Below are 24805 nucleotides of genomic sequence, written 5' to 3'. Positions count from 1 at the left end.
TCAATTATACACCTTCCCATTAATATCCTTAATAATAATTCTGTTTTTTGTTGCTTCATCAAGAATTGTTTGCGGAATTAGTTTATTTTGAACTGGCACTTCTAATATTAATTCACCTTTAAGTCGCCCTCCTTTGAGAGCGTTTGGATTAAAAGAGCCATTTGATATTTTAGAGCCTGAAGGATATTTTTTTGTAATTTCATTTAAGTAACTCTTAGCTGTCTTTTCCTGCACTTCACTAAGTTGAGTGAATTTTCTCGATACTATTTCCTTATTGGGTGCATATGAATCAACTACGTACTTTTTGCCGCCTACTTCTTTCGCTTCCAACTCTACCTCATTATAAGGGTAACGAGGACGATTTTCCTTATTAAAATTATTACCTGCTTCCCATCGCTCTTTAAGCCAATCCGGCACAGTTTTCTTTTTAGGTGTAACTTCATCCGTACCCTTAGGAATACTCTCCCTTGAAACACCCTCTACTTTGCTATCCTTCACAGTAAATTTCTGATAGGCTTCCTTAATTGTCTGCTTTTCCATTACAACTTGGGGAAGGCTTGGTCCTCCTGCGAGGGAAACTTGTTCCACACTTATACGTTTAGGAATTTCTTTTTTACCCAGTTCTTCACCTATATTTTTTAACGTGGTTTTTCCGGATCTCGCTATATCTGTTATTGTAGCTTGAACCTTCTGTACCTGCTTTTGCGCAAATTCCTTGCTGTAAGGGACGAACTTTGTACCACTTGATACTTTATCTGCGACCTTCGCAGCACCTGCCACACCGCCGATTCCGAGTGCCATCAACAGCCCGTTCTGGCGCTGTTCCTCGGTCAGTTGGTTGCCGAACATGTCTTTGCCTGTGGCCGCTTCGCCGAGGCCGTTGGCTGCGAGGAGTCCGTATATCCCGTATTCGGTTTTCTGGAGGAGGCTAAAGCCTTTTGTCGTTTTATAGGCATCGAGCGCGTGGTTCGCTGCGTTGAGTCCTTTGGCCGTTTTGTAGATGGCGCTGCCGCCTTTAATGGCCCGGCCGGCCCAGCCAACGACGGGGATGAAACCAGCTGCTGCCATGGCGCCGGCGGCGATTCGTTCGGCATCGGACAGCTTGCGGCCCGTTACTGGATCGACTCCGGTCGAGGCCCTGATAGAATCATAATACCCCGTAAATTCCCCTGTAAAGGTTTTTGTCGTATCCAAGGCCTTTTCGTACCATGGGCGGTTTTCGAGTTCTTCCATTTCCTGTTCGATTTTCCGGGCTTCGGCTTGCTGCTTTTTGAAGGTTTGATAGTCTTTCATCTGAATGGCGACTTCATCCTTCACTTGATAGACGTCACTGCTCTTGAATGCCGATTGATCGAACGTCATCGGCGAAACGTTGCCGTCCTGTTTGGTGGCATCAAGCAAGGCACGGAAGAGGCCAACGGCCACGTTTTCCTGTCCAACGGACACATCATATTCCTCGACCAATTGCCGGTCGACATTCTCGACCTTTGTCACGGTGTCATCCAGTCTATGTCCGGCCAGCGTGATTTTTTCATTAAAGTCCTTTTGATCGAACATATCAAGAGGCAGGATATCGTCAATGCTGTTCAGGATTCTTTGGAGATCGTTCGCTTGCTCATCGACAAGCGATTTCGCTTGGTTGATGCCGTTTGACACTTCGCCGTCTAAAAAGGGAACCTCGACCACCGTATTTCCGGAGAGGTCCGCCTCTTCCAGGGTGGCCGGTATGCCTTCCAAAAAACTGATTTGGGTCGTGAATAGTTCCATCCAGGCGTCCGCCACCTCGATTTGCGCTTCATAGAAGCTTTTGATGGCGGCAGCACCGGCTCCCTGAAACTCGTTATCCAGGCCGACGATGCCCTGAAATTCCTTTTTCAGGGCTGTGACTTCCTTCTTTAGTTCTTCATATTGCTTGGCGCGCGACTTGGTTGCGGCCGTCAATGTCTCGGCTTCATATATCTTCATCGCTGATACCCATGTGAAGACGTATGGGCGATGGCTTCATCCTGTTCTTTTAATAAGTCAATGTTGGCACGGGTATCTTCCACATTTTTCTGGACGATTTTGATATATTGCTCGAAGACCTTCTCCAGGTTCGTTTCGCGGTCAATCCATTTCGAGGTGAATTCCAATTTATTATTGCCAAGCTCGCCTGCCGGCAAATTTCCAAGCGTGACTGTACCAAGTGCCGTCTTCACCTGATCGACTTGCTTCGTTACGGCAGGATGATTCAGTTTGATTGTCGTCATTAAAACAACCACCCTTTTAAATATGATATTTTGCTTTCCAATTGATCTATGACGGCTTCTCCTTTGCCTAAAAGAACATCCGCTTCATGTGCTATCGTACCTGCTGCACTCAGAGCCTTTTTCTCTATATTAAGTATCATGATTTTACCGTCGATTTTCTCTTGATAGTCGTCATAATCATCATGAATGATCGTTGACATTGCCTTGTATGCATCAATACGGGCATCTTGAAAGTCTTCTGCACGGTTTCCCGTCCAGCTTTTTGCCAAGTCCGGATTTTTAATTTTAGCGATTTCCCCAAGACAAGCATTCTGTTCTACTTTGATTTGACTTTTTGCATGCTCCAAACGGTTGATTTTTTCATTCACATCGGACATTTTACTGGAAAGGGCTGAGTGTATTTCACTCAATGAATTTGCATACACTTAAAAAATCACCTCAAACATACTATTCTCATTATGTAGACTGTCATATTTTTCATAATTTTTATTATAAGGATTATAGTCTTAGAGTTAAATAGGGATAAATAAGCTATTTATGCTAGGTGTTTAGGGAATTCATCCCACACGCACAAATTCCAGATTAGACTTCCCCCCCCCCCCGATTTTCCATTTTCAAACATAAAAAGAGAGTGCAGACTGCACCCTCTGAATATTTACAGCATTATTTGAATTCCTTTTCGTCAAATAAATGCGGAACTTTCACCTTTTTCCCTTTTTTATGATTGAGATCAGGTTTTCTAGCTTCGATTTTAGCTTGGTCATATACAGCGGTACCGACAATTTCAGCAACATCCTGAAGCTTTTCTTTTGAGATTTTATCAATGGTATCATCAGGAGTATGATACCAAGGCTCTGATGGACTGTGGATGAATAAAGCAGCGGGTATCCCAGCCTCAGCAAAGGATACATGGTCACTTCTCCCGCCTTGTCCATATGGAGTCGGCTCACCATTCAATCTTGTACTTGATGCCTGGGCCAGCTCGGTTACAAGGTTCATTTCTCCATCATTAGTCAAAATGACCAAATCTCCGGCATCCTTGCTTCCCACCATATCGAGATTGAAGTTGGCAATGATCCGCTTGATATCATCATCAGGGAGATTGCTCACATAATGCTGTGAACCCAGCAATCCATTTTCCTCTGCCCCAAAGGTGACGAAGCGAATTTCGGTATCTGTAGGAAGATTCTTCAGAACACGGGCAAGTTCAAGGGTGACGGATGTTCCTGATGCATCATCATTCGCTCCGGGTGCACCTGCGACGGAATCATGATGGCCAGTAATATAAATGATATCGTTCTTTTTTGCTTTAATGTTCTTTGTTGCTTTTTTCGTTGCCACTACATTATAAGAGGTTTTTTCTCCGGAATAGGCTCCTTCAATTTTTAATGATGCTGTCAATTTGACTTCAGCATTCAATTTTTCCAGAAGGGCTTCTCCATCCTTTTTGGTGATCGTGACGGATGGAATATACTTGTCATTAGCCCCTCCGAGTGTCCCATTTAATTCCCCATCGGCATTATTGAACAGGATGACACCCGCTGCCCCTTTTTCCGCTGCATTCAATACTTTCTCTGCAAAAGTGAGGCTGCCTCTTTGTATAAGGGCAATCTTCCCTGCAACATCGGTTTCCTCAAGCTCTTCTTTCGTTCCTAAACCGGCATATACCACTTCACCTGATAGGTCCCCATTAACTGAATAGGTTAAATGGTTCGCTTGGATTTCGCCATCAAATCCGGCAACGGACAGCTCGACCAGATTTGGGTCTGTATAAGATAAAAAATTGAACTCTTCAATATCGGCTTTATAGCCATAAGATTGAAATTGCTTTTTGATGAATTGGACGGCTTTATACTCAGAATCCGTACCGGCCACCCGAGGTGTTAGTGAGAGGTATTCAATATTCTTGTAGATTTTATCGGCATCGATTCTTTTAATGACTTGCTTGTCCGTGGATGGCGCTGATAGCACCGGCGATGAATGTGGCGCTGCTAAAGCGGTGGTTGTCCCGGCTGTCCCGAGTGTCAATGCTGCGATTAAGGTTACCGACAGAAATTGTTTTTTCATAGATTGCCTCCCAGTTTAATAGATTCCTCCATAATTTTACAATATATAGAAAATACTAACTAGGTAGGTTTATCCCTATTCATGCATGTCTAAAGTACCAAATTTACAAATCTAAGAAATTAACAGGATTTTTGACCTGTGCCAAAAGTTCTCTATCATTCGATATTTTGTCATATTATATAAAAATACCTGTAATCCAAACAGGATTTTCGCTCTTTTTCGGGAAAATAATACAGAAGAGATAGAATTTCTACAGGGAGAAGGCGCAAAGATGTCGATAACTAAATTCGTGATGCCGGAAGTGATTTTTGGAAAAGGTTCGATTGAACAAGCTGGAGAGGCCTGTTTGCGGCTGGGTGCCAAAAAGGCGCTGATAGTAAGCGACTCCGGGGTGGCCAATGCTGGCTGGTTAGATAAAGTCATTGAATCCTGCCAAGATGCAGGCCTTGCTTTTGCTACCTTCATTGAAATGACGACCAATCCGAAGGACAGGGAGATCGAGGCCGGCTGTTTGGCATTTAAAGAACAAGAATGTGATGCCATCATCGGGTTGGGTGGAGGCAGTGCTTTGGATGTTGCCAAAGGGGTTGCCCTTTTAGTAACGAATGGCGGCATCATCAGTGATTATGAAGGTGTTGATAAAGTCCACTCTCCCCTCCCGCCCATGGTGATGATCATGACCACTGCAGGATCGGGTTCGGAAGTATCCCAGTTTTCGGTGATCGTCGATTCATTCCGCGAGAAAAAAATGACGATCATTTCAAAATCACTCGTTCCCGATATTGCAATAGTCGATCCTGGTACCTTAACCACCTTGGGTCCGGATTTGACAGCAGCTACGGGAATGGATGTTTTAACACACGCCATTGAATCCTATGTTTCAATCGCTGCGACACCTTTGACAGATGTACAAGCTAAAAACGCGCTTTCCATCGTTTCCCGCCACTTACGCCCCTCTGTAGCATCCAGGCATAATGAGGAAGCAAAAAAAGCTATGGCGATGGCGAGCCTGCAGGCTGGACTGGCTTTTTCCAATGCCATTTTGGGAGCTGCCCATGCCATTTCACATGCCCTAGGCGGCAAGTACCTCCTTCCACATGGTGAAATCAATGCGATACTCCTTCCCCATGTCATGGATTTCAATCGGATTGCCTCACCAAGGCGATTCAGCGAGATTGCCGACATCATGGGCATCGATACACGGGCATTGACCGAGCAGCAAGCAGGAATGGCAGCCATTAGCTTTGTAAGGGAATTATCACAGGATATAGGGGCTCCCAAGAGTTTAAGTGATGTCGGCATTACGAAAGATATGATACATCCCATTGGGATGACCGCTCTTGAGGATGCCTGCATGATCACAAATCCTCGTGATATGTCATTAGAACAGATAAATCAGCTGCTTCTTACAGCCCTATAAGAGGTGAAAAGCATGAACAAACTTGAATTGATAGATTTAATGACAGGCGTTAAATCTTCAAAGAAAACGTATTACACGGAACTTAAGAAAACCGTGGATCAGCTGAAGAAGAAAAATATGCAGCTTGAAATCATGAATGACATCACTAAAAATATGAATATGGACATCGACATCCAAGAGATTCTCCGAAATGTTATTGCAAAACTTAAGCAGCTCATTACCTTCGATGACAGTCATTTTGTCATATTGTATGAGGAAGAACCTGCCCTGCTCCACATCTGCCCTAATGGTCACTGCGAACTTGAGCTGGATCCCAAAAACTTGTTACACCCTTTTCAGGATTTCTCATCCGCCTTGAAGGACAAACAGCCGATTCAGGTGGAAGTTAAACGGTTACCGGAGTTCCCAGAAAAGGAACGTCTATTATCCCTTGAAATCGAATCACTTCTATTAGTCCCTTTATACGGAAAAAGTAAAAAAATCGGAATTTGGACTTTCGGCAGGAAGAAAAAGAAAACATGGCATGAAGATGAACTCGAATTTCTTGAGCAACTATCCAACCAGCTTGCGTTAACTTTGGAGAATGCCCAGCTTTATAAGGAAATTCTTCATTCCAAACAGGAGTGGGAGGATACATTCAAGGCAGTTGAGGATATGATCATCGTCTTTGATCACAAAGGAACGGTCTATCAATCCAATGATTCAGCCAGGGACTTTTCCGACCTGCTTGCTTTAATTGTAAAATCCCAATCTTTGATTCAAGATACCTTTACGTGTAATAAGCCAGGGTTTCAGGAAATTCTCCTTCATCATGATACCATCTTGGAAATGCATGCTTACCCGATTCAGAATAAGGAGCATCAAGTATATGGGGTCATTGCTTATTATAAAAATGTCACCGAAAGAAGACAGATGGAAGTCCAGCTATTGCATGCCGGGAAACTTGGGGCGATTGGTGAAATGGCAGCAGGGATTGCCCATGAATTGAATAGCCCATTAACGGCCATTCTTGGAAACTCGCAAATTTTATTACGGAAAACCCCACAGGACAATCTGGATTATATGCTATTGGACGATATCAAGATTTGCGGAGACCGATGCAGGCAAATAGTGAAAAGCCTGCTTACCTTTTCAAGGCAGGATGAGTATAGATTTCACTATTACTCTATTAACGAAGCCATTCACCAGGTTCTGAACCTATTGAAGTTCCAACTTGGGAAGAAGCAAATCTCCCTCCATCTTACCCTTCAGGAAGACCTTCCTTTCATAAAGGGCAGCCAGCCGCAGATAGAACAGATCATCATCAACTTGCTATTGAATGCCAAGGACGCATTGGATGAGTCCGCCCAAACGGAAAAATCAATTGCGATCACTACCTATACAGAAAACAAGTTCATGGTGGTTCAGGTGACTGATAACGGAACGGGGATTGAAAAAGAACGCCTGCCCTTCATATTCCATCCCTTTCATACGACTAAAGACCGTGAAAAAGGTACAGGTTTGGGGCTGTCTGTAAGCCTCGGCATCGCCAAAGACCATGGCGGAAAGATCGACGTATTGAGCACGCCAGGACAAGGAAGCACTTTTTTCCTGAGGCTTCCCTTACAAGGAGAGGAAAGGGGATGATAAGGTGGTTCATTTACTTGTGGTAGACGATGAGAAAGAGGTTGGGACTTTTCTATCCCGCCTTTTTACGATGAAAGGTTACCTCGTACAAGTTGTGAATAGCGGCAAGGAGTTTCATGAGATCGATTGGAATCAGCAACGTTTTGATGTCGCAATGATAGATTTGAAGCTTCCGGATTGTGATGGACTTTCCCTCCTGCAGCATCTAAAACAACTGCAGCCGCGTTGCAAGGTACTGATCATGACCGGATACAGCACCGTCAAGACCGCTGTTGATGCAATGAAGCTCGGCGCGAGTGATTACATGGAAAAACCCTTCGTGGATATTGAAGTACTGGAAAGGCAGATTGACAACCTATTAAATGAAAATGAAGCTTTGAATCAGCATTTCATTCATAAGCTAGCCGTGGATTCAGGACTCATTGTCGGTGAAAGTCCTTTAATGAAGAATTTGATTGAAACGGCTTTCAAGGTGGCCCAAAAATCCGTCAATGTATTAATTGAAGGAGAAACTGGAAGCGGTAAAGAAGTGCTTTCCCGCTTCATCCACATTGCCAGCCCCCGGAACCATGAACCTTTTATCGGCATCAATTGCGGAGCGATCTCTGAATCCCTGCTTGAAAGCGAATTATTCGGTCATGAAAAGGGCGCTTTCACCGGAGCGACCCAGCTGCGAAAGGGTTTTTTCGAAATTGCAGGGAACGGGACGCTTTTCCTTGATGAAATTGCGGATGCGAGTCCCGCCATTCAAGTCAAATTGCTTCGGGTTTTGGAAACGCGGGAATTCATGCGGGTTGGCAGCAGTGGAACATTACGGACGAACGCCCGGTTAGTGGCAGCCTCCAATGAAAACCTGCAGCAGGCCGTGAACAAGAATAAATTTCGGGAAGACCTATTTTACCGACTGAACGTCGTGACTCTGGATATCCCGCCATTAAGGAACCGAAAAGAGGATATTCCCTTGCTTGTCCGTCACTTGATTGAGAGAAATGGTCATGGAGATATTTCTTTTTCCAATGAAGCCATTGAAAAATTACAGCAATACAACTGGCCAGGCAACATACGCGAACTTTCTAATGTGGTCATGCGCACGCTAACTCTTGCAGACAATAAGTCGGTAATAACCGCCAATGATATCTCTCTATCCAACAGCCAGATCACCACTGACAAAAATGTGTCCCTTAATGAGATTCAGTCAACAGAAAACCTTCTTGAAGAGTGGCGAAAAAGACTGGTGGCCGATTTTAATGAGAAGGATGAACTGATGCTTGAAGAAATCCTTACGGAAATCAAACAGCTTCAATCGACAATTGGAAAGGAGCTCGTCATGCAGGCACTGCAAAAAACCTACGGCAACCGGAATGAAGCTGCCAAACGCTTGCAAATATCCATAAGGAAATTGCGCTATATATTAAATGAGAAGAGCCAGACATAATAAAAAGGAGGTTGCCCCGTTCCAGGGCTTCCTCCTCTGTTACTATTCTAGCGTCAATACGATGCGTCCGTTGATTTCTCCCTTTTCCATCATTGAAAACACGTCATTGATTTCATCAAGCTTTCTTGTTTCAATATTCGTTCTGACTTTACCCTCAGCCGCAAATTGAACAGCTTCCTGTAGATCTTTTCTCGTCCCGACGATGGACCCTTTTACAGTTACCCCATTTAACACTGTATCAAAAATCGGGATTGGAAGTTCATCATTCGGCAATCCGACTACGACAAGTGTGCCTCCCCTCTTGACAGAACTGTAAGCCTGTTCGAATGCTTTTTTCGTAACCGCTACAGAAATCGATGCCTGCACACCGCCAACTTTATCCTTTATGGCCTGTACAGGATCTGTCTTAAGCCCATTAACCGTGTAATCCGCCCCCAGTTCCGTTGCCAGATCAAGCTTATCATCTTGAATATCGACAGCAATGACATTAAAGCCCATCGCTTTCGCGTATTGCAGGGCAACATGTCCCAATCCGCCAATTCCATAAACCGCTACCCAATCACCAGGTTTTGCTTCTGATACCTTAAGCGCTTTATACGTCGTTACACCTGCACAGAAAATCGGTGATACCTCCGCAAAGTCAAGCCCTTCAGGAACCTTCACCACATATTTGGCAGGTGCTTTACAATATTCCGCATACCCGCCGTCCACGGAATAGCCTGCATTCAATTGATCCAAGCAAAGCGTTTCCCTGCCGGTCAGACAATATTCACAATCGCCACAGGCTGAATAAAGCCAAGGGATCCCAACACGGTCACCCACTTTCAAGGAAGTTACGCCTTCTGCCACCTTTTCTATAATGCCCACACCCTCATGTCCGGGGATAAGCGGAAGCTTGGGTTTTACCGGCCAATCACCATGTACCGCATGTAGATCGGTATGACACACGCCACAGGCTTTAATTTTCACTAATATCTCACCATACTCCAATTTCGGAATGGGTACTTCTTTAACCTCAAGTTTTTGGTTAAATTCATTGACGACCGCCGCTTTCATTGTCTTGACCTGTTGTTTTGCATTTACAGTGCTTGCCCCTTGTTTTACATTCATGATTCATATTCCTCCCTTAATTCAGTGGATATTATTTCTTGCTACTACTTAAATTTGCACTACTTAAAATAGATGCAAGTGCCATGCCACTGCAAAAAGGCCAATAAGACAGCAATCACAAAAAAAAGTGCCGAAAAATCGGCCCATTTGGACGAATTAACGGCTCAAGTTGGACGAAATCCGGTTTGTATATTGCAGAAAAAATGGCTCACCCTATAAATAGGAGGTGTCTAAAACATGGACCAATTTGAAAAAGCCTATGAATCATATAAACAGCAGGGAACACCGCAAGCAAACCAACCTGATTCAGCAGGAAAAGAAGAAATCATCGCCGTAAGGAAAAATGAAGAGGACAATATTATCGCCATCAAGACGAACTCCGGCCGCGAACTCGACTACCCCACAGCCCTTGCGGAAGCAAAGGCGGGCAACCTGGCCAATGTTGACGTCTTTCATAAATATGGACGTGACATATTGCGGAGTGAGCCCGATGGGATAAAGGAAAATAACCTGGATCAACTGCCGGAGTTTTGAAATTTCGGGGAGACTGCCTGATATGGGCAGTTTTTTTCTGTCTGGATGAGCTAAAAAAGAACCAGCATGATTAGCCGGATCTTATTTTTCGTAAGGATAGGATTCAGAGATTTCGAGCAGTCGGCCGCAGGACTCGACAACCTCGATGATTTCCATCCATGACATGTCCAGACCCAGTTCATTAGCATGGGAAATCTTATCCCGTAATTTCCGGATGGCATTCGCATCCTTCTTCCCTTTACTTTTCGAAGGGATTTGGAAGAAGCACCTCAATTCCTTATCTTTATGTATGATATCGAATTTATCACTGATTTGCAGGCACTCTATTATATTGATATCCTCATTTTTATCAATTCTCCTTCTATATAATTCGGTTGCCTTTTCTAAACGGTCTTCGCTGATCATTGGATACCAGCTGCCATCGCCGAATCTATCCAGGATGATATCGCTCATCCTCATTTCCAATAAGGTAATATATCCGAATATCAGCATCCTGATCGGAGGCTTTTGAAGGTCGGCATGGGTAATCAACATTTTAATTGAATTATTCTCCAAGACGAACACCCTTGTTTTATTCTTGAAAATATGGAGAAGCTGGATCAAAGGGGTTGAGTCCGAAACCATTTCCCTTGGTGAAAAGTTTCTCATATATTCAGAAATACTTCCTTCACCTAGTTCTTCCCTTTCGATATACCCGATGATTTCCCCTTGATCTTGGACAGCCAATATATCAAAATTCTTTTTTTCCAATGCTTCCTGAATATCCAGCGCCAGATCATTTTTATGGCAAAACTCAAGCTCCTGGGCAATGCTCTTAACCGTTATATTTTCTTCATAAAGAGTTTTAAGACTAAGATAGCTGCTATTGCTTTTTCTTTCGCTTCCATTTAACATCTTTCGACCTCCGCTCAGGAACACTTTCTGCCCGTTTTCCGCTTTAATCATAGAAATGCATGCGGCCCCTACAAATAAAGTCCACTGCAGTGGACTCAATCCCAATCATGTGAATCTAATTTTTTGACACATTAATCAAATGACATCAACTGCATTGCCTACCGCCGTTTCCTCATTGTCCTTTTCTTCCCAACCCTTACAAACATCCACCCACTCCTTCGCACCTGAATATTCAAACAATTCAGCGAGTGTAAGTTCTATTGCAGAGTTCGCACTGCCGCAAGCCGGGAACAATGACTCGAAGCGCTTCAACGATACATCAAGAAAAACAGCTAAATCGTTTGCCAGACCAAACGGGCAAACGCCTCCGATTGCATGGCCGGTCTGTGCAAGCACTTCTTCAGGCGAAAGCATTCGTGCCTTGAAACCGAATGTCTGACGAAATTTCTTATTATCCACTTTAGCGTCCCCTGCGGCAACTACCAAAATCGCGTGTTCACCTTCCCCTTTAAAGGAAAGAGTCTTAGCAATCCGCGCTGGGATAACACCGATGGTTTCCGCTGCCTCAATCACCGTAGCACTCGATGTTTCGAACTCCTTTACGTCGCCTTCCCGATTCCATTGTTTAAAATGGCTTTTGACACTCTCGATCGACATTTTATATTCACTCCTTTGACGTACATATTGAAATAATATCATCCTTCATTGCAATAAATCAAAATCCTATTGTGCTACTTCTACTGGGGAAACTAATAAATTAAAACCATTCTTTACAAATTGACGAAACAAGCGTACATGGGATACTATTAATAATCGGGTAAACGCCTACACGTGGTTCGTAACCATCCCACGATAAAAAACTAGGGAGAGAGTAAAATGAATGTTCGTACACTCGTGATAAACGGGTTATTGGCTGCCTTGTATGTGGCGGTCTCATTGGTGTTTAAACCAATAGCTTTTGAGATGTTCCAATTCCGTGTACCGGAAATGTTGAATCATCTGATTGTATTCAATAAAAAGTATATCTACGGTATCGTTGGCGGGGTCTTCATATCGAATCTGCTCTTTTCGCCGATGGTGCCATATGATTTGATTTTTGGGGTGGGGCAATCCCTGCTCGCCTTATTGCTTGTCATTTATATTTCTCGTTTCATAAAAGGCATTAAAGGACGGATGATCGCCACGATTATCTTTTTTACATTCACAATGTTTTTAATTGCAATTGAACTGAACCTTGCCTTTGGCTTGCCATTCTGGCTAAGCTGGATGACTACAGCTGTCGGTGAGTTCGTCGTCCTCCTGATCGGAGCGCCAATCATTTATGGAATGAACAAAAGAATTCAGTTTGAAAAGTGGCTTTAAAAGGAATCTTCGCGCCGTTAGGCCACTATAATGGAAAAGAGCTGTCTGCTTGATGCGGCAGCTCTTTTTTTTCACCAATGAACTCGAAAATGATAAACTATTAGTAAGAATGGTGGTGGCCCTTTGAAAAAAGTCCTGACCATATTAGGTCTATTTGTAATCGCAATATTTATATACTCTAATGCTGAGCTGTTCACTTTGGTTTGGAAAAGTGACCTGGATTCTGTTATTGGTATATTGAAGGAAAACCTTCTGCTTACATTTATTGTGACATTCGTATTGATGTTTGTACAAAATTCTTTTACAATCATCCCCTTAATATTGCTCCTGACTATCAATGTCACGATATTCGGATTCATATATGGCTATCTATGGAGTTGGTTTACAAGTGTTGTTGCCTCAGGATTCATTTTTTATGCAGCAAGAAACTGGTTTCAGGAGCTTCTCTTAAAGAAGATTGGTGAAAAATGGCAGGAAACCGTTGTGGAGCATGGCTTCATGTACGTTTTTACAGGAAGGATTTTCCCGCTTATCCCAACAAGCTTAATTAACTTGGCAGCTGGAGTCAGCACTGTCACGTTCAAGGATTTTTTATTAGCGACGGCGCTTGGCAACCTTATATACTTTTTCTTCCTATCGCTGATTCCCTATGGACTGCTATCTGTTGAAATGAACCAATATACGCTAGCTGCACTCGCACTCCTCTTCTTACTATTTTTCATTATCTATAAGCGTGCAAAAAAGAAAAAGAAACTTACCTTCTTCAGAAAAAACAGGTGACCACATTGGCCCCTGTTTTTTTATTTAGGATTCTGCATATATTTTTTTTCGATAGTTTGTTAAAATGTGTATGTAATTTTACCTTTGAAATGTCTAAAATCAGGGAGAATCTCCATGTCCAAACGCTCCATCTTAGCAATATATATCCTATCCGGGATTCTTACATTAGTCGTATTCGACTATTTTTTAACTACAAATATCCAAAACAAGGAAGTCTTCGTTCAACTGCAAAGAGTGGAAGGCTTTGTTTTCCTTTTATCAATAGGCTTGGTCTTATATCTTTATTTAGCTAAAAGGGAAGAATTCAAACGATTAAAAGAGGCGGAACAACGTCGGCGTACACTCATCAATTCGATGGTTGATTTCGTTAACTTCAAGGATGGTGATGGCCGATGGCTTGAATCCAATACCTTCGGGCTGCAATTATTTCAATTGGAGCATGTAAATTATAAAGGAAAAAGAGACAGTGAGCTCGCCGAATACTCCGAATTTTATAAAGAGTCGTTGATCTACTGTGAAGTTTCCGATGAAGAAACGTGGGTAAAAGGGGAAATCACACGGTGTGAGGAAATCATCCCACTTCCCGATGGCAATCACAAGACCTTTGATACGATCAAAGTTCCCCTGTTCAATGAGGATGGTTCACGAAAAGGCTTAGTCGTCATTGGCAGGGATATTTCTGAAAGGGTTGTCGCGGAGAATCAATTATTCGAAAGTGAACAACGCTATAAGTCATTGTTTGAACACAACCCATATCCGATGCTGATGCTTGATTTAAACGGAATGATCACGACGGTGAATCCTAGATTTGAAACGGTAACAGGCTTTCAACAGGAAGAAATACATGGAGCCTCATTCATTAATTTGAACTTCTCAGCAGAAGATGCGGAATTGATCCGTACATCTTGCCAATATGTCATGGAAAACCATAAGGGGATCAAAAAAGGTAAAGATATAGAATTCCTGACGAAGTACGGGAAGTCCATCTTACTTTCTTGTACGTTTGTCCCGATGATGGTTGGCGAGGATTTAGTAGGAATCATTACTTATGCTAAAGAGGTCACTCAAATCCGGGAAACCGAAGCCCGCTTAAGAAGAACCGAAAAATTATCGATAGTCGGCGAACTTGCCGCAAGTGTGGCCCACGAGGTTCGAAACCCGTTGACTTCTTTAAAAGGTTTCGTCCAGCTGCTTAAAAAGAACGACCATCCCTATGAACAATACTACACAATCATGTTAAGTGAGTTGGACCGAATCAATCTTATAGTAAGTGAGTTACTCGTTCTGGCAAAACCACAGGAACTTCCATTCAGCAAACATCAAATCATCGACCTGATGAATGATGTCAAAACCTTGTTGAAACCAGAGGCGGACTCGTACCCCACCCAAATATCAATATCTGTTAAAAACGAAATACCGCTTCTTTTATGTGAGGGAAACCAATTAAAACAAGTTTTCATAAACATGCTCAAAAATTCAATGGAGGCATCCGCAGATCACATTTGGATTGATTTCGAACGCATGGATAATAACCTTTCCATCACCATCAAAGATAATGGAAGCGGAATTGAAAAAAACCGGATAAAGCATCTCGGAGAACCTTTCTATTCTTCTAAAGAAAAAGGAACCGGATTAGGACTGACAGTCAGTTGCCGAATCATCGAAGCGCATCGGGGAAAGGTCCGCTTTAACAGCGAACTAAACTATGGAACCGAGATCCAAATCATTTTGCCCATAAAATTTTGAATCCGAGGACAAGCCTAAACCTTGTCCTTTTTTGCAGGATTCAGAACGATTCTATTTAAACAGGGAGGTGAAGAAATCCTTTATATTCCCAAAGAATGACACAGTCTCGACAGGCTGTATCACATTAACCTGGCCTTCTGTATCTTTCGATGTATCGCTCACATTCTTGCCAGCCATACTCATTTGTGCAGCCTCAACTTCCTCTGCCTCTTTTGTTTTGACATCATCCACGGTTTCTTCCTCATCCATCTCCACATCCATATCCTTTTCGAAAACAAGGACGTAAGTACGGCGCTCCCCATCCTTCGAAACGGTAACGGATATGGCCGTCTTCGCTTTATCCTTGATCTTCACTTGTTTACTGCTCTCACCGTCATATTCAATCGTTGCTCCGCTGGCATTTGTCGCTGCATCCATTTCGACTGAAGAAATATCATTATCGACCTCGATATGATAGGTATGCTCATTAGATACAAAAGTTTTGTTCCATACTCCAGTTGATACTGTCAGATTGTTTAACACTGGTGCATTATTGCCTTCCTCGCCTAAAGAATCTGCTGACGCTGCCTTCTCTATAGAATCCGTTTTCAGTTTTTGTGTTGAATTACTTTCAATTTGCTGTGCTTTCGGCACTTGGCTGACACCACTGCTTAGTTTTAGATTATTGGAGGATTCCTCTGATGTTAAAGGTGATTTATTCCCATTATCCGAGGATTCTGTTGATGTTAAAGATGATTTATTCCCATTATCCGAGGAAGGTTGAGCATTACTTGTTTCTGTGGATGGCTCCTTTTGAACTTCACTCTCTTTAGGAGCATCTTTCGATTCGGTTACCTTGGCTGCAGCCCGTGTAATCGTTAGCGTATAGGTTTTTTCATCTCCATTTTCTGCTGTAACGATAATCTTCACCGTTGTCTTACCGACTGGAAGTGTGACCTTTACACCGGCACTGGTAGCATCCTTTCCATTCACCTTTACAATTGCGGTACTGTCACTCAATGTTGGAGTTACCATAACGGACTGGACTTCATTTTCAACTGAAGCATTATAAGCTGTCACTTTAGAATCGAATGTTAATGAGCCTTTTGATAATCCAATCGATGTTAAAAGGTTATCATCACTTTCAAGTTTTTCGACCTTGAGAGTATACGCAACCGTTTCATTTTCCCCATCGCTGACGGTGATTTTAAACGTGTTCATGCCAGTTTGAAGAGTTAAATCCTTCACTTTACCATCTGTCATTTTTACACCATTCACGTATATGGCTGCATTCTCGTTAGGACTTGCTGCAAGCAATGTGATCTTTTCCACATCATTCCCCACTGCCGAACTATAATCGTGTACATCTTCCGAAAATTTTTGATCCAGTTCTATCCCTTCTATTTCTAGCTTTGAAAGACTATTTACCGTTTGTGCCTCTTCCTGAATGACAGACGCGCCTTCCGCAGCCCATGCCTCGGGCATATAAGTGGATGTTCCCATCCCTACAAGAGAACCAACCAAGATCACCTTCACGCTTTTTTCTTTTAACCCCTTCTTTAGCAAAGCCTATCCCTCCTATAATTCCTGCAAACATGATAGGGCCAGGTTACCAAAGGAACCTTAATTATTTCTTAATGGATTTTTTCGGAGGATACCTATTGATTCTTTGGTGCAAAGCGGAATCCCCAACCAATACTATGGTTATAATGGATGGAGGGAGGCAGGTCATCTAACCATATTGTTATCACCTTTCTAGTGAACCTCTTAAACTGCCTTTAGATAACTAATTTATTTTCACTGTTTTTTCACATTTTCCTTTTATAATAAACTTACATAATCTGATGAAAGGATGATGGCACACCAAGATGAAAAAATATTTTTGGCTGATAGTCAGCCTGTTCGTTTTGCTTTTAAACCCAGCAATGGCTTTTGGTCATGCTACAATAATAAGCTCTAATCCTAGCCCGAATGAAGCAATGGATGCTCTTCCTGAAAAAATCAGCATTCAATTCAGTGAGAATATCCAGCCAGCTTTCCATTCGCTTGAGGTATTCAGCCAAGATGGGGACAAAATTCAAATCCAAGACAGTGCAATCTCGGAACAAAGTGAAAAAGTACTGGAAGCTAAGTGGAAGGACACTATCGATGAAGGGATTTACTACATTAAATGGAGAGTGGTTTCGAGTGATGGCCATCCCATCGAAGGAACAATACCCTTTCAATTCGGAGATTCAGCTGGTCTTTCAGGCCAAGAAAATTCCGAAGTAAATGCAAGTTTTCCGAATTCCATCAATGTAATCCTGCAAAGTCTTCAATACATATGCTTCGCTGCCCTAACCGGAATCCTTTTTTTCAGATTATCGTTAATGAAGGATTCTCGACTTTTTGAAGCTAGCAAAAGAACTCGTCTATACCTTTGGAGTTCATATGCAGGTTTAGCATTTTCCATCTTCTGCAGTCTGCCTTTAAAAGTTACGCTTGATGCTGGCGTGGGTTGGACTGATGCATTTAAAGTTAGTTATATAAAAGAAGTATTGAATGCTACAAACTTTGGATCGGTCTGGATCATTGAAATTCTGATATTGCTGCTTCTATTTTTAGTGATTTATTTCATGCTCGAGAACACCCTGAATAAATCACTACCTTACCTTTCTTTCATCATAATTGCCTGCTTGATGATTTGTAAGGCTTTAACTGGACATACAGCAGCCGTTCCTAATCAGGTCCTGGCCGTTTTGATGGATTTCCTTCATTTATTATCCATGGCTTTATGGCTCGGCGGCATTATGGCCTTATTGGTAATTTTGCCTGGGCTAGCCAATCGTCAGGCAGTCCAAGAAGATAAGAGAACGTTTTACTGGTCGATCATTTCCAGGTTTTCAAAATGGTCATTTCTGTTTGTAATCATACTGATTGTCAGTGGGATATATAGCAGTTTACAGCATGTACAGACTATCCATTCATTGTTTAACACAACATATGGCCAATTGTTACTAGCGAAAATCGGTCTCATGTTAGTCATGATCGTTTTAGGAGGCTTTCATTTTCTCCGAGGGAAAAAGCAAACGAAAAAACTTGGTTATAGTGTGGGAATGGAGTTTGGTTTAGGGATCGTCATACTTGTCGTTGCAGCTCTATTGACAAATGTCCAAACTGCCATGTCTTCTCCCGGGCCCATTGAAAAGACGTTACTGACTGAAGAAAATAATGAGGTTACATTAATGGTGACCCCCAATGAAGTAGGGGATAACCTGATTCAAGTAAACCTTTCCAATGAAGGCAAGCCAATTGCTGAAATAGAGCAGCTTACAATCACAATGCAGTCATTGGATACGCCAAATGGTGAAATAAAGCTGCAGATGAAGGAGAAAAACACAGGTACATTTACATCAAAGTCTATATTAACCATGCCAGGAAAGTGGAGTATCCATGTTCACGGATTAACTGAAAGCCTGGATTCAATCAATGCTGATTTTATAATTTTCATAGGAAATTCATAACAGGAGGAATTAATACTAATGAAGAACATTTCAAAGCTTCTTATTTTTACATTTGCTGCACTATTCATTTTTTCCGGTTCAGCGTATGCTCACGTTACAGTCAAGCCTAGTTCATCTGCCCCTGAGGCGTGGGAAACTTATACACTCAAAGTACCCGTCGAAAAAGAAGCTGCCACTACAAAGGTGACTTTAAAAGTTCCTGAAGGGGTTACTTTTGAGAGCTATCAGCCTGTACCGGGATGGAAAGTAACTACAGAAGGTGACAAAGATGGGCATGTAAAAACGGTAACTTGGGCAGCAACTGATGAAGGTATCGGAGCAGGACAATTCCAGCAATTCTCTTTCGTAGCACAAAATCCTAAAGAAGAAACGAAAGTTGCCTGGGATGCATTTCAATATTACGAAGATGGTGAAATTGTTGAATGGAGCGGTGAAGAAGGCTCAGACCTACCGCATTCTGTAACGGAAATTACGGTTGTGCCTAATGATAGTGCAGAACCAGCGAACCATGGTCACAAAGATGAAGCTGACACTAATGATTCCACGACAACTGACAATTCAAAGGAGTCAGCAACAACAGAAGATGATAGCAACCAAACGCTGATCATCACCCTGGCTGTCATATCACTAATTCTTTCCATTGTAGCGCTTTTAGCAGCTCTAAGGAAAAATAAAAAATAATCATTATGGAAGGGTGCCCCAATTTCTTGAGGCACCTTTTTCTTTTCTAATATTCCATGACAACCGATTTACTCGGTAACTTAAGGTTCTCTGATTCTATCGTAATCTTAATCGATTTTTCAGCTCTTTGGTCCGTTATCGTTAAGTTAAGCAATCCATTTCCCTGTGCTTTTTTGCTTATTCCCAGATCTTCCGTACTTTTCACCAGCTGTGCATATAATTCCGCTTCAGTTAAATTGCGCTCAAATTCCTTTTCAGCAATCACTTTCAAGAGAGCTGCTGCACCGCTTACATGGGGCGTAGCCATTGACGTTCCGCTCAACCTCGCATATTTATTGCCTGGATACGTAGAGAGAATATCAACCCCTGGCGCCACCAAGTCAATTTCATCATTTGTATTTGAAAAATCCGCTAAATTTCTGCTTAAATCCACAGCTCCGACTTCCACTACCTCGGGATATGCTCCTGGATAATCCAATTCATCCGTTTCATGACGCCCATCACCGCTATTTCCGGCTGCACAAACTACAAGGATATCGTTCTGAAGGGCCTTTTGAATGAGTTTGTGTTCAGTCTCATCCGGAGGTCCGCCAAGTGAAAGTGAAATAACCGAAACCTTTTCTTCATTAGGTCCCCGCCAATTGATTGCATACTCTAGAGCCCCATTAATCCAATCTATATCGCCTTGTCCTTGACCATTTAGGGCCTTTAACGCTAATATGCTTGCTTTCGGAGCCACTCCCACTACACCGGCATTATTAATGGCAGCTACAACCGTACCGCTAACATGTGTCCCATGCCCGTTATCATCTTGATAATCCCCGGTACTGGTAAAATCCTTCCCGCCAATGATTCTTTCCTTGAGGTCTGGATGTCCCTTGTCAATGCCTGTATCGATGACGGCAACTACCACGCCCTCACCATAATTGCTTTTTTCCCAAATCGCCGGTGCTTTCACAAGCTCGACACCCTCAGGAATCTTCTCTTTCACCGTTTCCATTACTTCTAGAACTTTGTAAGGTATTAATCTTTTTTCTCTTGTCATTTGATTACCCCTTCCTTCGTTCAATAAGTTAAACTGTCATCAGTGTGGGGATTTTCATCCCGTCTGGTTGCCGTCTACCGTTGAAAGAGATGAGATCAAAAAACTCTTCTCTCTTATATATACCAGATTTATGAAAATAAAAAAGAAGTTTTCGGAAAATTCCGTCTAAATAACTAGTTTTTATTTCTTTTTATGTTATTATCTGGCACTCTCATTATAGAACAAACGTTCGATAAATACCACATTTTTTTATTCATTATTCAGTTTTTTTGCAAGCATGCGCTTTTCCAATTAAAAAAGAAGCGACTCCGAATCGAGTCAGCTTCCAAAATGTTAAGCTGCACCGCAGCATTTTTTGTATTTTTTCCCGCTTCCGCATGGACAAGGCTCATTTCTGCCAATGACTGGTTCTGCATGAACATGCGGCATTTTAGCTGCCTTAGCACTTTCCGTGATAATTTGCGTGCCTTTTTCCTTCATTTGCTGATACCGCTGTTTAAATAATTCCATTACATCTTTACTGTACTTCAGCGTATCTTCCGCGATATCCATCGCCTTTTGCTTGGAAATATTATAATCCTCCAGGACAAATTGATTATCCCCGAAAGAAACCCTCACTCCAAAATGCTGTCCCGCCTGTTTATTGCCTTTAAGCTCCTCAACGAATTCAAGGTATACTTCCTGGCAATCACAAGTTTGATGCATGCAATAATAATCATATATCCAATACGATTTATCTTCGTACTTACTCTTTAAGGCAATGCCATCCTCAACGCCAAATACATCCAAATATTTTATCGCTTTTCCATCGAGTATCTCAAATGGATCAATCGTTCTCATCTATAGACACATCCTAATTCATCAAAATTTATTCTTCCTATGTATTGTACAACCTAATTCATCAATCGTCACTTGAAACGAAGCTTGGCAAAGCCAAATCCCCTTCATTAAATGCAGATTTAAGGAAGCCTTATTGAAGGCAATAAAAAAGCTGCATCAGTATCTATAAACTGATGCAGCTCCCTCAATCTTTCATCCGATCCATGTGGTCAATTCATCAATCGATGTTCTCTTGGCAGGTTTCGGCTCCATGTCAGGATAGCCCAAGTATATGAAAGCCAATACCTCTCCCTTAGAGGATAAATTGAAAAATTCACGGACCTTTTCATGATACGTTATTTTCCCCGTTCTCCATACTGCTCCCAGACCTAGAGAATGTGCTGCAAGAAGCATATTTTGGATGGCACTGTTCACTGCCGCATATTCTTCTGTCACAAGGACATTATTCTTATCACTAGGCTCTATGCCCACTGCGATGATGACTGGAGCCCTTAATGGATTCTTTTTTTGCCGTTCGAGCTTGCTGATTAAATTTTCAGGGGTATCATCAGCATTTTCAATTCTTGTGATTTCTTCGAATACCTGGCCAAGTTTATTTCTTCCTTCTCCAGTCAATACAAAAAAACGCCAAGGTTCCGTTCGATGATGATTGGGTGCATACGTTCCGGCTTCGATGATTCGCTCGATCATTTCCTTAGGTACCGGATCTTGCTTTACGATTCCAATGCTTCGTCTCGTTTTTATAGCTTCGATAGTTTCCATTTTATCTCCCCTTATCCCTTTATCTCTAATAGTTTCTGTTTCAGCTCATTTTCCATTGATGCCAATTCCTGTTCGGCTTGCCTGCGTTTATGCCTGCCTTCTTCTTGAATCCGCATTGTTTCCTCAAGCGTGGAAATCAAGTTAGCTTGAGTTTTCTTTAATGTTTCGATATCGACAAGTCCGCGCTCATTTTCTTTAGCCGTTTCAATGGTATTCGTTTTCAGCATCTCGGAGTTCTTCAATAACAAGTCATTCGTAGTCTTGGAAACCTGTTTTTGTGCTTCTACAGCATGCCTTTGCCTGATTAGGGTCAATGCAATCGCAACCTGATTCTTCCAAAGGGGAATCGCGGTCATGATCGAAGATTGGATTTTCTCGACTAGTGCCTGATTCGTGTTTTGGATCAGCCTGATTTGCGGTGCGCTTTGAATCGTGATTTCACGACTCAATTTCAAATCATGAAGCCTTTTATCCAACCGTTCAGCAAATTGCAGCATATCATTGACCTCTTGAAACTTCATTTGATCATTGCTTGATTCAGCGGACTTCCTTAGCTCCGGAATCGTTTTCCCATGAATTTCTTCTAGTTTGATTTCCCCAGCTGCAATATAGACATTCAATGCCTGAAAGTAATCCTTATTCGTTTCATATAGCTTTTCAAGAATTACGATATCCGATAACAGGATATTCTTGCTCCGATCGAGTTTCACACTGATACGATCAATTTGGGCCCCTGTTTTTTGATACTTGGATAGTACCTCCTGTACAGATCCCGAGAGCTTCCCGAACATACGCGCAAAGAATGATGGCTTATCCGGTTTTAGCTCATCCGGGCTCAGCTCGTTTAACTTTTTCATTAAATCACTGATAATGTTGCCCACTTCACCCACATCTTTTTTCTGGACATGCTCAAGCATCGAATTAGAAAAGGTCAGGAGCTTTGATTGGGCGGGTGTACCATAGGAAATCATTGCCTGATGATTCGTTGGGTCGATTTGTTCGGCAAGCTGATAAGCCTTTGCCCTGTTCTCTTCAGGGATGACATCAATCAGCTTAACCGGTTTCGCTTCCTGTGAAGATGCTTTCTCCACCTCCTGCACCCCATCAAATGGATTGGCTAAAAGATCATCGATCAAACTGGCATCGTTCGTTTTATTCAACAGGTTTGGATCATTGTTATTCATTTTAACCTCCTGCTTTCATCAATTACTTGTGACTCTTTTCTCGTTTTAATGGATTGCTTAGCAACATCCAATTCGAAGTTAAGGTTATCGATATCATCCGCAATCACTTTATATAAATCCTTTTCTATCGTATTAGTGAGTTCCTTTAATGTTTTACGAGTCTCAGTTAAGGAGAGTTCGAGTTCCCTATTCTTTTTTGGCTGCTGTGCTAAAAAAACATACTTCTCCGCAAGCTCCATGGCGGAATCCAGATGCGAGTAATAAAATTGTTCCGCCTGGTAAAATCGCTTCGGTTCTTTTTTCGTCAGACTGTATATTTTCCTGATCATTTTAATCATATCTTTCCTCTGTTTGAAAGAGGAGATATGCCTGACCGAGATTAGTGCTTTTTGCACCCGCCAAATCTTTGGTTTTGCTTCAGTTAAATTTTTCTTTATATATTGATATTCTTTTCTCGTCAATTCATGTTTTTTGAGGTATCTGGATGAAAAATATACGGAACTTAGCCAGTATGCAAGCACCCCTCCTGCTAAAGATATGACAACGGACAGGGCAAACGGTTGATTCAATACAAAATAGCTAATTATCCAAACCGGCAAAACCATTGGAAATGCAATCAATATCGGAACAAAATCAGCAAGAAATCGATTCATAATCATTACACTCCTGACTTACACTCTTTTCTTTATATACGGATTATCCTTGGAATTGGTTTCAAGTTGGATAAAAGAATTTCTCCTCCCCTAAACGATATAGGAACCGGATGGTTTCTGCAAATTTATTGAAATTTTTTCTGTAAATTACCCCTTCTTCCCGCTAATATGGGCTAACGCCTAGTCACTTCACCGGAACTGACATAAGTTATAGGGTATCCATCCTGATTTTAAAAAGGAGAGTTGACCATGAATTCATACGGATTTTATCCTTATCCACAACAAAATGGAAATCATCAGTACTTTGAACCAAATTTTAACCCATACTTCCAACAGCCTGAACGATTTGATTATATGCCACAGCAAGATTGGAACCTTCAGCAGGTACAAGAAAATCCATATAGCCATGTGCCAGACCAATTCGATATTGAAAGGCAGCCTCAACAACTTGAAAGAAGAATCCGGGAACTTGAGCGTCAAAACGAGCGTCAAACGAGGGAACTCAATCGGCAGAACCAAGAAATCACGCGGATAAATCGTGAAGTGAACCGCATTAACCAGGAAATCACAAGGCTAAGTCAAGCGGATCAGCGACATACGAATAGGTTAAACAGACTGAATCAAAGACTTCGGGCAGTGGAAAGAAACCTTAACATCCCCTTCACCGCGACAGATGATGGTTTTTAAAGATAGCAGGAGCTCATTATGGGCTCCCGCTTTTTTATTTTTCCATGCTTTTATCGAAGGCCTGGTAGTCAGTTCATGAAATTTAATCAAACGATTGATTAAATCTTTAAAGATCCGCTAAACCTTTGTCCGCGTTACTTAAACTCTTAAAAGAATACCTTTTCGTTTACAGTCATGTTTTCGCTGCCTTAAATGTTATTCCTGCTATCTTCTTTAAAAAAGCAGTTACAATTACTTTTGCACCGAAT

22 protein-coding genes, 1 pseudogene and 1 riboswitch are annotated in these 24805 nt (G+C 42.1%); of the genes and pseudogenes, 10 read left to right on the top strand and 13 right to left on the bottom strand.

The features are described 5' to 3' along the window. The 4 genes from ACQKMF_RS19570 to ACQKMF_RS19555 form a co-directional block, all read right to left on the bottom strand. Positions 1–1965 carry a ribonuclease YeeF family protein gene (locus ACQKMF_RS19570; protein ID WP_427574548.1) on the bottom strand — a complete coding sequence of 655 codons (1965 nt, stop codon included), beginning with the start codon at positions 1963–1965 and terminating at the stop codon, positions 1–3. Then, positions 1962–2249 (bottom strand): YwqI/YxiC family protein, encoded by a 288-nt coding sequence (locus ACQKMF_RS19565; RefSeq protein WP_034306007.1) that lies wholly within the window; start codon positions 2247–2249, stop codon positions 1962–1964. The genes ACQKMF_RS19570 and ACQKMF_RS19565 overlap by 4 nt, the downstream gene beginning before the upstream one ends. Beyond that, complete coding sequence (locus tag ACQKMF_RS19560) at positions 2249–2674, bottom strand: YwqH-like family protein (protein ID WP_230177927.1); 426 nt, start codon at positions 2672–2674, stop codon at positions 2249–2251. Before ACQKMF_RS19560 ends, ACQKMF_RS19565 begins: the two co-directional genes overlap by 1 nt. A gap of 238 nt (positions 2675–2912) precedes the next feature. Then, on the bottom strand, positions 2913–4316 hold the full coding sequence (locus ACQKMF_RS19555) for a M28 family peptidase (RefSeq protein WP_427574546.1): 1404 nt from the start codon (positions 4314–4316) through the stop codon (positions 2913–2915). A gap of 271 nt (positions 4317–4587) precedes the next feature. On the opposite strand from ACQKMF_RS19555, the gene ACQKMF_RS19550 reads away from it, so the two are divergent. The 3 genes from ACQKMF_RS19550 to ACQKMF_RS19540 are packed head-to-tail and all read left to right on the top strand — an operon-like array spanning position 4588 to position 8797. After that, complete coding sequence (locus ACQKMF_RS19550) at positions 4588–5736, top strand: iron-containing alcohol dehydrogenase (protein WP_427574544.1); 1149 nt, start codon at positions 4588–4590, stop codon at positions 5734–5736. Between the two features lie 12 nt (positions 5737–5748). Then, positions 5749–7362, top strand: coding sequence for an ATP-binding protein (locus tag ACQKMF_RS19545; protein ID WP_427574542.1), 1614 nt, complete (start codon positions 5749–5751; stop codon positions 7360–7362). A 4-nt stretch (positions 7363–7366) separates the two neighbouring features. Further along, positions 7367–8797: a sigma-54-dependent transcriptional regulator gene (locus ACQKMF_RS19540; RefSeq protein ID WP_427574540.1), complete on the top strand. Its 1431-nt coding sequence runs from the start codon at positions 7367–7369 to the stop codon at positions 8795–8797. Between the two features lie 42 nt (positions 8798–8839). On the opposite strand, the gene adhP is transcribed toward ACQKMF_RS19540, so the two are convergent. Next, positions 8840–9853, bottom strand: a complete 1014-nt coding sequence (gene adhP, locus ACQKMF_RS19535) for an alcohol dehydrogenase AdhP (RefSeq protein WP_402944799.1) — start codon at positions 9851–9853, stop codon at positions 8840–8842. Between the two features lie 291 nt (positions 9854–10144). On the opposite strand from adhP, the gene ACQKMF_RS19530 reads away from it, so the two are divergent. Beyond that, positions 10145–10441, top strand: coding sequence for a DUF3892 domain-containing protein (locus ACQKMF_RS19530; protein ID WP_101224982.1), 297 nt, complete (start codon positions 10145–10147; stop codon positions 10439–10441). Between the two features lie 81 nt (positions 10442–10522). On the opposite strand, the gene ACQKMF_RS19525 is transcribed toward ACQKMF_RS19530, so the two are convergent. Further along, on the bottom strand, positions 10523–11335 hold the full coding sequence (locus ACQKMF_RS19525; RefSeq protein WP_427574538.1) for a hypothetical protein: 813 nt from the start codon (positions 11333–11335) through the stop codon (positions 10523–10525). A gap of 135 nt (positions 11336–11470) precedes the next feature. Then, the gene (locus ACQKMF_RS19520) at positions 11471–11992 is read right to left on the bottom strand and encodes a YbaK/EbsC family protein (RefSeq protein ID WP_427574536.1); all 522 of its coding nucleotides are present in this window, start codon (positions 11990–11992) and stop codon (positions 11471–11473) included. A gap of 168 nt (positions 11993–12160) precedes the next feature. Beyond that, positions 12161–12205: riboswitch (PreQ1 riboswitch) on the top strand. 6 nt (positions 12206–12211) lie between these two features. On the opposite strand from ACQKMF_RS19520, the gene ACQKMF_RS19515 reads away from it, so the two are divergent. The 3 genes from ACQKMF_RS19515 (at position 12212) to ACQKMF_RS19505 (ending at position 15223) form a co-directional block, all read left to right on the top strand. After that, positions 12212–12697, top strand: a complete 486-nt coding sequence (locus tag ACQKMF_RS19515; protein WP_101224985.1) for a QueT transporter family protein — start codon at positions 12212–12214, stop codon at positions 12695–12697. 123 nt (positions 12698–12820) lie between these two features. After that, the gene (locus ACQKMF_RS19510; RefSeq protein ID WP_427574534.1) at positions 12821–13477 is read left to right on the top strand and encodes a TVP38/TMEM64 family protein; all 657 of its coding nucleotides are present in this window, start codon (positions 12821–12823) and stop codon (positions 13475–13477) included. A 114-nt stretch (positions 13478–13591) separates the two neighbouring features. Continuing rightward, complete coding sequence (locus ACQKMF_RS19505) at positions 13592–15223, top strand: PAS domain S-box protein (protein WP_427574532.1); 1632 nt, start codon at positions 13592–13594, stop codon at positions 15221–15223. Positions 15224–15274: 51 nt separating this feature from the next. On the opposite strand, the gene ACQKMF_RS19500 is transcribed toward ACQKMF_RS19505, so the two are convergent. Then, positions 15275–16768: a cadherin-like beta sandwich domain-containing protein gene (locus ACQKMF_RS19500; protein ID WP_427574530.1), complete on the bottom strand. Its 1494-nt coding sequence runs from the start codon at positions 16766–16768 to the stop codon at positions 15275–15277. 302 nt (positions 16769–17070) lie between these two features. Here ACQKMF_RS19500 and ACQKMF_RS19495 point away from each other — a divergent pair, with 302 nt between their 5' ends. Further along, positions 17071–18705: a copper resistance protein CopC gene (locus ACQKMF_RS19495; RefSeq protein ID WP_427574529.1), complete on the top strand. Its 1635-nt coding sequence runs from the start codon at positions 17071–17073 to the stop codon at positions 18703–18705. A gap of 18 nt (positions 18706–18723) precedes the next feature. Continuing rightward, positions 18724–19386: a YcnI family protein gene (locus ACQKMF_RS19490; RefSeq protein WP_402944672.1), complete on the top strand. Its 663-nt coding sequence runs from the start codon at positions 18724–18726 to the stop codon at positions 19384–19386. Between the two features lie 46 nt (positions 19387–19432). On the opposite strand, the gene ACQKMF_RS19485 is transcribed toward ACQKMF_RS19490, so the two are convergent. From ACQKMF_RS19485 to ACQKMF_RS19465, 5 genes and pseudogenes are all read right to left on the bottom strand, one after another. Then, positions 19433–20431: a S8 family peptidase gene (locus tag ACQKMF_RS19485; protein ID WP_402944675.1), complete on the bottom strand. Its 999-nt coding sequence runs from the start codon at positions 20429–20431 to the stop codon at positions 19433–19435. A gap of 333 nt (positions 20432–20764) precedes the next feature. Beyond that, positions 20765–20842, bottom strand: a pseudogene (locus ACQKMF_RS19480) (SEC-C metal-binding domain-containing protein); the annotation flags it as partial. 621 nt (positions 20843–21463) lie between these two features. After that, the gene (locus tag ACQKMF_RS19475; protein WP_402944682.1) at positions 21464–22033 is read right to left on the bottom strand and encodes a nitroreductase family protein; all 570 of its coding nucleotides are present in this window, start codon (positions 22031–22033) and stop codon (positions 21464–21466) included. Between the two features lie 11 nt (positions 22034–22044). Beyond that, on the bottom strand, positions 22045–23217 hold the full coding sequence (locus ACQKMF_RS19470; protein ID WP_230177941.1) for a toxic anion resistance protein: 1173 nt from the start codon (positions 23215–23217) through the stop codon (positions 22045–22047). Beyond that, positions 23214–23870, bottom strand: coding sequence for a 5-bromo-4-chloroindolyl phosphate hydrolysis family protein (locus tag ACQKMF_RS19465; protein WP_101224994.1), 657 nt, complete (start codon positions 23868–23870; stop codon positions 23214–23216). The genes ACQKMF_RS19470 and ACQKMF_RS19465 overlap by 4 nt, the downstream gene beginning before the upstream one ends. Positions 23871–24224: 354 nt before the next feature. Here ACQKMF_RS19465 and ACQKMF_RS19460 point away from each other — a divergent pair, with 354 nt between their 5' ends. Further along, positions 24225–24557: a hypothetical protein gene (locus tag ACQKMF_RS19460; RefSeq protein ID WP_427574747.1), complete on the top strand. Its 333-nt coding sequence runs from the start codon at positions 24225–24227 to the stop codon at positions 24555–24557. Positions 24558–24805 lie beyond the last annotated feature (248 nt).

It is taken from the genome of Peribacillus sp. NPDC101480 (genome assembly GCF_050277335.1).
Classification (GTDB): Bacteria; Bacillota; Bacilli; order Bacillales; family DSM-1321; genus Peribacillus.
Note: the sequence above shows the minus strand (reverse complement) of the source record. Positions and strands in the feature narration are given on the sequence as shown.